The 13554-nt window shown below is 40.0% G+C and carries 9 protein-coding genes and 1 other RNA gene; all 10 read left to right on the plus strand.

The window, feature by feature from the left end; genetic code table 11:
- Window positions 1-226 precede the first annotated feature (226 nt).
- The 10 genes from hydG to ACWTVK_RS00805 all read left to right on the plus strand — a co-directional run bounded on the left by hydG (window position 227) and on the right by ACWTVK_RS00805 (window position 13506).
- A complete protein-coding gene (gene hydG / locus ACWTVK_RS00760; protein WP_456045637.1) occupies window positions 227-1645 on the plus strand; it encodes a [FeFe] hydrogenase H-cluster radical SAM maturase HydG in 1419 nt (472 codons plus the stop codon).
- A gap of 195 nt (window positions 1646-1840) precedes the next feature.
- The gene (gene recJ / locus ACWTVK_RS00765; protein ID WP_456045991.1) at window positions 1841-3823 is read left to right on the plus strand and encodes a single-stranded-DNA-specific exonuclease RecJ; all 1983 of its coding nucleotides are present in this window, start codon (window positions 1841-1843) and stop codon (window positions 3821-3823) included.
- Window positions 3824-3834: 11 nt separating this feature from the next.
- The gene (locus tag ACWTVK_RS00770) at window positions 3835-6075 is read left to right on the plus strand and encodes a RelA/SpoT family protein (protein WP_456045638.1); all 2241 of its coding nucleotides are present in this window, start codon (window positions 3835-3837) and stop codon (window positions 6073-6075) included.
- Window positions 6075-6710 (plus strand): MBL fold metallo-hydrolase, encoded by a 636-nt coding sequence (locus ACWTVK_RS00775; protein ID WP_456045639.1) that lies wholly within the window; start codon window positions 6075-6077, stop codon window positions 6708-6710. The genes ACWTVK_RS00770 and ACWTVK_RS00775 overlap by 1 nt, the downstream gene beginning before the upstream one ends.
- Before the next feature lie 40 nt (window positions 6711-6750).
- On the plus strand, window positions 6751-7242 hold the full coding sequence (locus tag ACWTVK_RS00780; RefSeq protein ID WP_105089417.1) for a Fur family transcriptional regulator: 492 nt from the start codon (window positions 6751-6753) through the stop codon (window positions 7240-7242).
- Window positions 7235-8662 (plus strand): coproporphyrinogen dehydrogenase HemZ, encoded by a 1428-nt coding sequence (hemZ, locus tag ACWTVK_RS00785; protein ID WP_456045640.1) that lies wholly within the window; start codon window positions 7235-7237, stop codon window positions 8660-8662. Before ACWTVK_RS00780 ends, hemZ begins: the two co-directional genes overlap by 8 nt.
- The gene (gene hisS / locus ACWTVK_RS00790; RefSeq protein ID WP_456045641.1) at window positions 8662-9933 is read left to right on the plus strand and encodes a histidine--tRNA ligase; all 1272 of its coding nucleotides are present in this window, start codon (window positions 8662-8664) and stop codon (window positions 9931-9933) included. Before hemZ ends, hisS begins: the two co-directional genes overlap by 1 nt.
- An 8-nt stretch (window positions 9934-9941) precedes the next feature.
- Window positions 9942-11747: an aspartate--tRNA ligase gene (gene aspS, locus ACWTVK_RS00795; RefSeq protein WP_024065547.1), complete on the plus strand. Its 1806-nt coding sequence runs from the start codon at window positions 9942-9944 to the stop codon at window positions 11745-11747.
- 80 nt (window positions 11748-11827) lie between these two features.
- A non-coding RNA gene (ssrS, locus tag ACWTVK_RS00800) (6S RNA) lies at window positions 11828-12000 on the plus strand.
- Between the two features lie 204 nt (window positions 12001-12204).
- Window positions 12205-13506 carry a replication-associated recombination protein A gene (locus ACWTVK_RS00805; RefSeq protein ID WP_105085883.1) on the plus strand — a complete coding sequence of 434 codons (1302 nt, stop codon included), beginning with the start codon at window positions 12205-12207 and terminating at the stop codon, window positions 13504-13506.
- The last annotated feature ends 48 nt before the right edge of the window (window positions 13507-13554 follow it).

Consider the following 13554-nt stretch of genomic DNA (forward strand, 5'->3'; position numbering starts at 1 on the left):
CGATATAGATAATCGATATAAATTAGAAATTCCCATACTATAAAGGTTGCTTCCTCTTATGAGGAAGTAACCTTTTATTATTGTGTGTCAAATTCCTATGTTTTTTAGTAGGAATAGTGGTATACTATGTACAGTATCAGTGAAATACCAGAAGACTGGTTGTCATATACTTTCATATACCTAAAGAGGGGTGGCGTTGCCACTAGAAAGATTTGAGGTAAGTACTATGTATGATGTAAAATCTCCAAAGGCGGAGGAATTTATTTCCCATCAGGAAATCCTTGACACCCTTGCCTATGCAGAGGAAAACAAGGAAAATCGGGAGTTGTTAGATGCTATTTTAGCAAAAGCTGCTACATTTAAGGGGTTAAACCATAGAGAAGCAGCTGTTCTATTAGAATGTCCGTTGCCTGAATATAAGGAAAAGCTTTATGCGTTAGCTAAAGAAATCAAGAAAGCTATTTATGGGGATCGAATCGTTCTATTTGCACCATTATATTTGTCTAACTATTGTATTAATGGTTGTGTATACTGTCCGTACCATTCTAAAAATCGCGATATTAAACGTAAAAAGTTGACTCAAGACCAAATTAGAGAAGAGGTTATTGCCTTAGAAGCAATGGGGCATAAGCGCATTGTTATTGAGTCTGGTGAAGATCCTCTTAATAATCCTCTTGAATATATTTTGGAATCTATCAAGACTATTTACGGTATTAAAAATAAAAATGGCGAAATTCGCCGTGTAAACGTAAATATTGCAGCTTGTTCCGTTGAGGATTACAAGAAATTACATGAAGCTGGTATTGGTACATATACATTATTCCAAGAAACGTACAATAAAGAAAACTACGAAGCACTTCATCCAACAGGCCCTAAGAGCGACTACGCCTACCATACAGAGGCGATGGACCGCGCTATGCAAGGTGGCATTGATGATGTTGGCATCGGTGTTCTTTATGGCTTAGAACATTATAAATATGATTTTGTAGGTTTATTGATGCATGCAGAGCATTTAGAGGCTGTATTTGGTGTAGGTCCACATACTATTTCTGTACCTCGTATTTGTCCAGCTGATGATATCGATGTAGATGATTTCAGTAATGCTGTACCTGACGATATATTTGAGAAAATCGTTGCTCTTATTCGTGTATCCACACCGTATACAGGTATGATTATGTCTACCCGTGAAAGTCAATCCATGCGTGAACGCGGTTTGGCATTAGGTATCTCCCAAATTAGTGGTGGCTCTCGTACTAGCGTAGGTGGTTACAAAGAAGAAGAGAAACCAGAGGATAATTCGGCTCAATTTGATCGCAGTGACACACGTACATTAGATGAAATCGTAGATTGGTTACTAGATCTTGGATATGTGCCTAGTTTCTGTACTGCATGCTATCGAGCAGGTAGAACAGGGGACAGATTTATGGCCCTCGCTAAATCCGGCCAAATCCATAACTGTTGCCAACCTAATGCATTGATGACATTAAACGAATACATCATGGATTATGGTGACGAAAAAACTAAATCTCATGGCGCTAAGGTTATTGAACAACAGTTAGAAAATATCAAAAATGATTTAGTTAAAGATAAAGCTAAAGCTTATATTGCACAGATGAAAGACGGCGAACGAGACTTCCGGTTCTAAGTAATTCACTGATCGAGAACCTCCTATTGATAATGGGAGGTTCTTTTTTGTTGAGAAAAACACAAAGTTTAAATGAGAATAAAGTATATAAAATAGTTTATTTTATTCACTTTTTGATGTATAATAAATAAAAATGATAATGATAATACGTTGAAGTTTTATACTAATATTGATTATAAACTACTGAGGGATATGATGATTAAGAAAAAACGTTGGCGCATTTCCACAAGCGACAAAGAACAAGAGAATATCTTAATCCGTGAACTTGGTGTGAATCCTATTGTGGCCAAATTAATGGTTAATCGCCACATAGATGTTGATGAAGGGCGTCGGTTTTTACAAGGCTCTTTGTCTGATTTGTTAGATCCATTCGCATTAAAAGATATGGATGTAGCTGTTTCGCTAGTTCAGGAGACAATTGAAAAACATGAACCAATCGTTATTTATGGTGATTATGATGTAGATGGCATTACTGCCACATCTGTTCTATATCGCTTTTTAAAGAAACTAGGTGCTGATGTTACCTATTACATACCAGAGCGTCAAAGTGAAGGGTATGGCCTCAATTTAGAGGCTTTAGAGCATCTTATAGAGCAGGGGACAGCTTTAGTAATTACCGTGGATTGTGGTATTAGCTCTTACGATATTGTTGAGGCTGTACGTGACCGTATCGATATGATTATTACGGATCATCATACGGCACCAGATATGATTCCACGAGCAAAGGCTGTTATTAACCACAAACAAAAGGATTGTCACTACAAGGATAAGAACTTATCCGGTGTTGGGGTTGCTTTTAAATTATGCCAAGCATTGTGGCTTACAAAGACTGGTGAATGGTATTTAGATGATTTAGATATCGTTGCATTAGGCACTGTGGCGGACGTTGTGCCGTTAGTCGGTGAGAACCGCATCATCGTAAAAGCAGGCCTTGAAAAGATGAATAGTCATCCAAATCTAGGGATTAAAAAGCTAATCGATGTAGCCGGTCTCCATGAACGAACTATAACATCTGGACATATTGGTTTTACCTTAGCTCCACGACTCAATGCAGCAGGTCGCGTAACCCATGCAACACGTGCTGTTGAGTTACTAGTTACTGATAATGCTGACATGGCTGAAGCGATTGCTGAAGAATTAAACGAAACAAATCGTGAGCGTCAAGAACTAGAGAGAAATATTCACGAACTAGCTCGTATCGATGTGGCTAACCAAGGCCATAAGGCCGACTATGTAACCGTTGTAGCCGGTGAAGACTGGCACCCTGGTGTTATCGGTATTGTGGCTTCTCGCTTAGTTGAGGAGTTTTATAAGCCGACCCTGGTTATTAGTATCCACGATGGCATTGGCAAAGGCTCTTGCCGTAGTATCGATGGTTTTAATATCTACGATGCACTGAAGTCTTGCGAAGATGTGTTATTACAATTCGGTGGCCATGCTGCAGCAGCAGGCTTCAGTATTGATGCAAATCGTATAGATGAATTGCGAGACCGTTTGACTGCGTATTGTAAGGAGCATGTAACAGCAGAGGAATACATTCCTGTTGTTGCTATTGATGCGGAACTACCCGTTGATGATATCGATGTAGATATTATTGACCGTGTATCAGCCCTTGAGCCATATGGTATGGCCAATAGTACGCCGGTCTTTGCGGTTATGGAAGCAACCGTACAAGATATAATGCTTATGGGACAATTGAAAAATCACTGCAAGGTGATTTTAAAAACCTCTAGTGGCACATTGGATGCCATTGCTTGGAATCGTCCTGATTTATTTAAAACTATATTCATTGGAACTGTGGTGAAAGTAGCATTTTCATTGCAAAAGAATGAATGGCAAGGGATGGTTTCTCCACAGCTTATGATACAAGCTATTGAACCGCTCACTGAAGAGCCGATTACACTTTCCACGGAAGGTCTTAGACAAATGTATGTCATAGTAAAACAAGCTATGCGTGGTCGTAGTCAATCGGTTTATAATGTGGAACAAGAAATTTTGCGCCGTAAGCCGGCAGATCAAAATAATCGCAGTGCCCTTACATCCTTAGATGTATTTAAGGAGTTGGGCATCATAGAAGAATATACCAGTGATGATGGTCAATTAATGCTAAGATGGAATGCCATTGAAGGAAAATTAGATCTTGTCACATCCGTAACATTTCTTACCTATAGTGTATAGGAGGTGACACCATGACAACTGTAAATGAAGAAGGCAAAGCTTTAGTAGAACAAAGCACTTTTGATAAAGGAAAAGCTTTAGCTGAATTTATGGAGTATATCCATACCTATTTAACAGATGATGAGTGTAACCAAGTATTAAAGGCTTTTGAGCTTGCAGATAAGGCTCACGAAGGTCAGCTTAGAGCTTCTGGTGAACCGTATATCATGCATCCACTAGCTGTAGCTGATATTTTGGCACACTTACAAATTGACCATATCACACTTATGGCAGCACTCATGCATGATGTGGTTGAAGATACATCCTACTCCAAGGAAGATTTAGAGGAAATGTTTGGCTCTGAAGTAGCATTCCTTGTTGATGGGGTAACAAAATTAAATCAATTCCAATATGAAACAAAAGAAGATCGGCAAATGGAAAATTATCGGAAGATGATTTTAGCCATGGCGAAGGATGTGCGCGTCGTTGTTATTAAACTAGGTGACCGCCTACATAATATGCGTACCTTAAAGCATATGCGTAGCGACAAACAAAAGCGCATTGCAAAGGAAACATTAGAAATCTTTGCTCCTTTAGCACATCGCCTTGGTATCTTCAATGTGAAATGGGAGTTGGAAGATTTATCATTCCGGTATTTAGAACCAGAAAAATACTATGATCTTGTAGATCAAATGAAACAAAAACGCCAAGCTCGTGAAGACATTGTAAATGATACGATGAGTCAACTCACTAAGGCTTTAGGCGAAGCTCATATTAAGGCGGATATCAAAGGTCGTCCAAAACACTTCTACAGTATTTACAAGAAGATGAAAAAGGACAATCGCGATTTATCTCAAATCTATGACTTGCTTGCAGTTCGTGTTATCGTTGATACAATTCCTGATTGTTACGCGGTACTAGGCATTGCTCATAGTTTGTGGAAACCATTGCCATATCGTTTCAAAGATTATATTTCCATGCCGAAATCTAATATGTATCAATCGTTACATACTACGGTTATCGGTACCATGGGGCAACCTGTAGAAATTCAAATCCGTACATGGGAAATGCACCGCGTATCTGAATACGGTGTTGCAGCCCATTGGCGTTATAAAGAAGGCAATAAAAATGGCGATAAGGATTTCGACCAAAAGGTTGCGTGGTTGCGCCAAGTATTGGAATGGCAAGATACAAGTAATCCAACAGAGCTTGTAAACGCTTTAAAATTAGACGTATTCTCCGGTGAAGTATTCGTATTTACACCAAAAGGCGATGTTGTTAAATTGCCGATAGGTTCTGTTCCACTAGATTTTGCATATCGTGTTCATACCGATGTAGGGCATAGATGCGTAGGTGCCAAGGTAAACGGTAAAATTGTACCTCTTGATTACACCTTACAAAATGGTGATATCGTAGATATCATTACATCTAAAACAGGTCGTCCGAGCCTTGATTGGCTTAATATTGTAGGTTCTTCTGAAAGTAAGAGTAAAATACGCAACTGGTTCAAGCGTGAAAATAAAGCTGAAAATATTGAAAAAGGCTTAGAAGCTCTTGAAAAAGAAGCAAAACGATTAAATTATAACTGGAAAGAATTGATTGCAGATAATCGACTTCAACAAGTAACTAAACAATTGAAAGCCGGTACTGAAGAGGAAATGTTTGCCGCTTGTGGCTATGGCGGCATTCCTGTAAGCACAGTGCTCTTACGCTTAATTGAACTGTATAAGAAGTCTAAAGAGGCAGAAGAATCTAAACGCAGTACAGAACAAATTATTGCGAAGTTAAAATCCCAAGGACCAAAAACTACTAAGAATGGTACGGGCGTCCTTGTAAAAGGCGAGGCCGGTGTTATGGTTCGTATGGCGAAATGCTGTAGTCCTGTACCTGGTGATGATATCATTGGTTACATTACTCGTGGTCGTGGGGTCTCTGTCCATCGTTCCGATTGTACGAGCCTAGGCCATACGCCTGAAGATTTAGAGCGCATGATTGAGGTCTCTTGGGATGGTTCCTCTGGCGAATCCTTCCATGTAGGTATCGATATTCAAGCATACGATCGAAATGGCTTGCTCATGGAGGTTATGGCTGTCCTTTCAGAGTTGAAAATTACTATTACAAACATTAATGCAAAGGTTCAAGAAGATACTAAAACTGTAAGTATTAATGTGGTTGTCGATATTCGCGATATTTCACAATTAGATTTTGTTATGACTAAGTTGCGCCGTATTCGTGAAGTGTATACGGTACAGCGTAGTAAAGGAGGGGCTTAATGAGCGAGCAACAACTAGTACTTATGCGTATGCCCTTGGGGCCACTAGGAACAAATTGCTATGTCATAGGCGATAAAGCGGTAGGAGAAGCGTTTATTATTGATCCTGCTACAGCGGAAGTATTAGAGTCTCTTAAGAAGCATGACTTAAAACCAAAGGCTGTTTTGCTAACTCATGGTCACGGAGATCATATTGGTGGTGTTCAAGAGATTGTAGATACATATCATGTGCCTGTATATATTCAAAAGGGTGATATCCCGTATTTATCTGATCCTGAACTTAACCTTAGTGCGTATAGCAATCCTACACCGATTAAGGTAAAGGCAGATATCATCGAGGTTAAACAAGGTGACCATATTACATGTGGGGATATCGATTTGGAAGTACTTGAAACGCCAGGTCATACGCCAGGTGGTGTGTGTTACTACATGGAAGGGCTTGTATTTGTAGGGGATACTCTATTTAGAGATTCCGTAGGGCGTACAGATTTTCCAAACGGCTCTTATGAGACCTTGATGGAATCCATTAAAACACAGCTCTATAAGTTGCCTGATAGTACAATGGTGTATCCTGGTCATGGGCCGGAAACAAATATAGGTTATGAAAAACAATACAATCCATTCGTTGGAGCGTAGGTTTTATAAAATTTTATAAGAAGTAAAGGGGATAGTTATCATGAATACAACATTAGAAAAATTAAAAGAACGCATTAAAGACAAAAAATACAAATTGACTACACAACGTCAAACAATTTTACAAGCCTTCATCGATGCTGATGAAAATCATTTAAGTGCAGAAGACGTATATGTACTTGTAAAAGAAGTGGCTCCTGATATCGGCTTGGCTACTATTTACAGAACACTTGATCTCTTCACTGAACTTGATTTGTTGAAACGTCTTGATTTCGGCGATGGTCGTAACCGTTACGAATTGAACGACGAAGAGTTTGCTCATTTCCACCATCATTTGATCTGCGTAAAATGTGGCAAAGTATCCGAGTTTGAAGATGATATGCTTGAAACACTAGAATCCATCATTGCTAAAAAATTAAACTTCCGCACTATCGACCATCAATTGAAAGTATATGGTTATTGCAGTGATTGCCAAAATCATATGACTGAAGCAGAGCTTGAAAAATTAGAACGTATGGCTCATCACCATGCTTAATGGATATCTATATACGGGACCATTACCGCTTGGTTCTGTAGTGGCCCATAATTGTGGTGCTGCAGGCCTGTTTTCTGACAAGGTGCATCCAGATGTTATCCTTGAAGCTCACGAAGTCGATGGATTGTATACCTTAACAGTTACCATTGGTGACACGGTTCAGAATTTTGAAGGCCCCGTCTCCTCTATGGGACGACGTCAAATAGGGCAAGCTTTGTTAAGCTATTTGCGTGAATATCAAGGCTTGCCAGTTGATGCACCATGGGGGACTATGGTCGGTGTACGCCCTACAAAGCTACTACATAAATATATAGATACATATGGCTCTGTCCACGCAGCAACTCGTCACATTAGGGACGAGTTTTCTGTGTCTATGGAAAAACTTGCCACTTTAGGCTCTATAGGTGAATACCAACGTCCATTTTTAGCTGATACAGACGATAAAAAGGTCAGTCTCTATTGTGGCATTCCCTTTTGTGATACCCGCTGTGTTTACTGCTCCTTTCCGTATGGACTCTATCAGGACTATGATGGTAAAAGCCAATTTTTAACTGCCTTAGGCCGAGATATAGAGGATATGAAAACTATTGTTGAATCTTATGGCTTAACGGTAGATACCCTCTATATGGGGGGCGGTACACCGACGGTGTTAGGGGACGAAGACTTTCACCAAGTTTTGAAACAGCTGTCTATACTTGTTCCTGAAGGTCATGAGTTTACTGTAGAAGCGGGGCGACCAGATTCTGTTAATCCTGTAAAACTACAATCCATGCTAGAACTAGGTGTGAATCGTATCAGTATTAATCCACAAACCATGCAAGATGATATTTTACGCCGCATAGGGCGTGGACATAGTGCACGTGATATTGATGAGTTGTTACAATATGTCAAACATAATACGTCGTTAGCGGTAAATATGGATTTTATTGCCGGTTTACCAAATCAAACGATGCAAAACATGATAGAGAATATGGATTATGTATGTCAAAATTTGCCGGAAAATGTTACAATTCATACGTTAGCATTAAAACGTGGTAGCCCGTTGTACGATTTAAATATGCAAGATGATATTCCAGAGGAACATCTCGTAGCAGAAATGGTACAATATGGTAAAGAGCGTCTGGAAGCGGCTGGCTATGTGCCATATTATCTATATCGCCAACAATATATGAGAGGACAGTTAGAGAATATCGGCTATACCTTGCCCGGCAAAGCGTGCGAATATAATATTCAGATTATGGAGGAACGACAAAGTATTCTTTCCATGGGGCCTGGTAGTTCATCTAAGTGGATGCGGGCCCCTGAATATCGTCAATTGAAACAGCATATGCCAAAGGATGTAGATGTTTACCACGGAACGATAGATGCACTATTAGAGAAACGACATAGAATTTGTAAAAAATTTTGGGAGGTTGTGTAATGGCTATTAGAAAACCAAGAGGTACACAAGACTTTTTGCCAGAGCAAATGATAAATTGGCACTATATTGAACAGCGTATGCGTGAAATTTGTAAGGTATACGGGTTCAACGAAATTCGCACACCTGCCTTTGAAGATACTAAATTATTTTTGCGCGGCATCGGTGAAACTACAGATGTAGTACAAAAGGAAATGTACACCTTTACTACGGGTGATGAAGGTGGTTCTAGCTTCACATTGCGTCCAGAAAATACAGCGTCCGCTGTGCGCGCATACTTAGAAAATAAAGTATATGGTAAAGAAGGCCTTACAAAATGGTATTACATGGGGCCTATGTTCCGACATGATAAACCACAAGCTGGCCGTTACCGCCAATTCCACCAATTCGGAGCAGAGGTATTAGGCTCTCAATCTCCAGTGGTAGATAGCGAAGTTATCTGCATGGTCGTACAATTGTTGAAAGACTTTGGCCTTAAAGACCTCAACGTAGAGGTGAACTCTGTAGGCTGTCCAACATGCCGCCCTGTATATCGTGAAAAATTAATTGAGTTCTTTGAGCCTAAAAAAGAACAATTATGTAGTGACTGCCAAGAACGTTTGTATAAAAATCCTTTACGTATCTTGGATTGCAAAAATGAAACATGTAAATCCTTGTCCGTAGGTGCTCCTGAAATTCACGAACATTTATGTGAAGAATGTCATGATCACTTCGAAGAATTAAAAACTTATTTAATGGCTGCTAATGTGCAATATACATTAAATCCTCGTTTAGTACGTGGCCTTGATTATTACACAAAAACGGCATTTGAGGTGCAATATACTCCATTGGGGGCTCAAAGTGCAGTAGCCGGTGGTGGTCGTTACGATGGCCTTGTAGAGGAACTCGATGGTCCTCATACACCAGCTATCGGTTTTGCGATGGGCATGGAACGCTTGCTCTTGGCTCTTGAAAAACAAAACTTATTGCCTGAACCTGCTGTAGAACCATCTGCTTTCGTCGTAGCTCTTGGTGATACGGCTAAGGTAGAGGCCTTCAAAATTTGCCAAGCATTGCATGATGCATATGTATCCGTTGAAATGGACGGACAGGGCAAGAGTATGAAGGCACAATTAAAATATGCTAACAAAATTAATGCAAAATATGTTATCATATTGGGTGATGATGAATTGGCTCGTGGGGAAGCCATTATCCGATTCATGGAAACTAGTGAACAAGAAACTGTACCACTCGATACAGTTTCTGAACGTATAACTTCTTTGGTGAAAGGATGACAATTAGAATGGAAACAATGCAAGGCTTACACCGTACGCACGGTTGTGGCACCATCTCTGAACAAGAGGTAGGTAAAGAGGTCGTATTATGTGGTTGGGTTGAACGCCGTCGTGATCATGGTGGTTTGATCTTCTTGGATTTGCGTGATCGTTCTGGCGTAGTACAAGTAGTGGCATCTCCAGATCATAACGTGGAATCTTTCCACAAAGCAGAGGATGTTCGTAACGAATATGTACTTTGTGTACGTGGTAAAATTACAAAACGTGATGAAGCTGCTATCAATCCAAATCTTCCAACTGGTGCATATGAAATGTACTGTGAAGAGTTGCGCGTATTGAACTCTGCTAAAACACCTCCATTCTATATCCAAGATGATATTGATGTAGATGAAAATATTCGTTTAAAATATCGTTACCTTGACTTACGTCGTCCAGAAATGCAACGTAACTTGATTTTACGTCACAAAGTAACGAAAGCAATGCGCGACTTCTTCGATAGCCGCGATTTCTTGGAAATTGAAACTCCAATGCTTACTAAATCTACACCAGAAGGCGCTCGTGACTATCTAGTACCTTCTCGTGTAAATGCTGGTACATTCTATGCATTGCCACAATCTCCACAAATTTTCAAACAAATCTTGATGGTAGCTGGTTATGAAAAATATTTCCAAATTGTTCGTTGCTTCCGCGATGAAGATTTGCGTGCAGACCGTCAACCAGAGTTCACTCAGCTCGACTTGGAAATGTCCTTCGTAGATGAAGAAGACATTTACTCCATGCTTGAAGAAATGGTTGCTCATGTATTTAAAACTACATTGGGCAAAGAAATCACATTGCCTATGCCTCGCATTACATGGGATGAAGCAATGGATAAATATGGTTCTGATAAACCAGACCTTCGTTTCGACATGGCCTTTACTGATGTAACTGATCTTGTAAAAGATACAGAATTTAAAGTATTCCGTTCTGTTATCGACAATGGTGGCGTAGTTAAAGGCATCGTAGTACCTGGTGATGCAGGTATTCCTCGTCGTGAACTTGATGACCTCGTTGAATATGTAAACCGTTATGGTGCGAAAGGTCTTGCATGGGCTTGCTTCAACGAAGATGGTTCTATCAAGTCTCAAATCATGAAGTTCTTAGGTGAAGATACAATCCGCAACATCGGTGAAAAAATGGGCGCTAAAGGTGGCGACCTCGTATTGATGATTGCTGATAAACCAGCAACTGTAGCACGTGCCTTGGGCGAATTGCGCCTTGAAATGGCACGTCGTATGAACATGATTGATCCAGATAAATTGGCATTCACATGGGTAACTGATTTCCCTATGTTCGAATATAACGAAGATGAAAAACGTTATGTTGCAATGCATCATCCGTTTACAATGCCTCGTCATGAAGACCTTGATAAATTGGAATCCGATCCTGGCAGCGTAAAAGCAATCGCTTATGATATGGTATTGAACGGTGTTGAAATCGGTGGCGGTTCCTTGCGTATTTACCAATCTGATGTACAAGAAAAAGTATTCAAAGCTATTGGCTTGTCTGAAGAAGAAGCAAAATCTAAATTCGGCTTCATGCTTGATGCATTCCAATATGGTGCACCTCCTCATGCAGGCTGTGCATTCGGCCTTGATCGTCTTGTTATGTTGATGGCAAAACGTCAATCTATCCGCGACGTAATCGCATTCCCTAAAACTCAATCTGCTTCTGATGTTATGAGCCAAGCGCCATCTGAAGTAGAACCTAAACAATTAAAAGAGTTGCATATTAAACCAGATATCGAGGAAGAAGAAGAGCAATCTTTGGTGTAAAAACATAGGCAAGAATTGATTAAAATTCAAATGTCAAGACTTGTTTATTACGAATCTTTCTGATACTATTTATGTATAAGATATCCCTGCCATGTGCGTGTGATATCGCAGTTTTGAGCCAACACATTTACTTCGGGAGTCCGAACTCTCGTCTGAACGTTATGCCCTTACGGGACAACTGCAGGATGAGGAGGACACCCACCTGCCCTAAGCAGGATCAAAACGCGGTACATTACGGCATGGTGGGGCTTTTTTGCGTGTAAAAATGGCATATAATGTCATATACTATATATGGAAATACAATAAGGTATATCGATGTATGATGCTTGTCATAGGTATTCATATTTGAGAGCAATACAGTTTGATGGTCTAACATATCTGATTTCTAAAATGAGAACATCAATGGTTTAGAAATGTGGATATTAATAGTTTAGATACTGTGAATTGAGGTGATAGAATGGATAGTTTGTTTGATTTAGAGCCTACAAATGCATATGAGCCACTTCCTGTGCGTATGCGTCCTACCAAGTTGGATCATTTATACGGTCAAGAGAAGGCCGTAGGGAAGGGGACCTTCTTACGTGCTATGGTAGAAAAGGATACCATACCATCTATGCTTTTTTATGGTCCTTGTGGAACCGGGAAAACTACACTAGCAGGTATCATTGCTAAGGTAAGTAATAGTCATTTTGTAAATTTAAATGCTACCAATGCTGGTATAGGTGAGTTGCGTAACATCATAGAGGATGCTCGTAAGCGCGTACGGTCATTACAACAAAGAACTATATTATTCCTCGATGAAATCCATCGTTTCAATAAAAGCCAACAAGATGTGTTATTACCTTGTGTAGAAGATGGTACGATTATCCTCATTGGTGCCACCACAGAAAATCCGTTTTTTGAGGTTAATAGACCGCTTTTATCCCGTTTGCGACTCATAACATTGGAGGCTTTGACACCAAAGGCGATTGGTCAAATTTTGCGTCGTGCTATTACAGATGAAGAGGTAGGTCTTGGTAAACGCCGTTTACAAGTAACCGATGAAGTGCTAGAGGATGTAGGAATTTTCGTTAATGGCGACGGTCGTATGGCTTTGAATATTTTAGAACAGGCTGCAGCTATGGTACAGGATGAAGGAACTATAACCATAGAGGTTCTTGAAAAAGTTGTGGGACGTCGAATTTACACATATGATAAAAAAGGCGACAGCCACTACGATACAATCTCTGCTTTTATTAAAAGTATGCGTGGCTCTGATGTACAAGCGACTGTGCATTATTTGGCACGTATGATTGAAGCAGGAGAGGATCCTAATTTTATTGCTCGTCGTATCGTAATATGTGCAGCTGAGGATGTAGGCCTTGCAGATCCGCAAGCTTTGATTCTAGCCAATGCAGCGGCTCAAGCAGCTCATATGGTAGGATTTCCAGAGGCTCGCATCATATTGTCTGAGGCGGCTTGTTATGTAGCATTAGCACCGAAAAGTAATTCTGCTTATTTGGCTATCGATGCAGCAATTGCCGATGTGCGTCACAAGGATTGTGGACAGGTGCCAGATCATTTAAAAGATAGTCATTATAGTGGGGCTAGCAAGCTAGGTCATGGGAACACCTATAAGTATGCCCACAACTATCCAAATGGCTATGTAAAACAGCAGTATCTACCAACACCTCTTATGGATGCTTCGTACTACAATGGTATTAAAAGAGGCAAGGAAGAACAGTTACTTTGTGACTGGGAGAAACGGCGTAAAAGCTAACTAAATACTTCGATATATGCTATAATATAATGATAAGTTAATTTACAG

This window comes from Veillonella sp. Ser01 (assembly GCF_053850375.1).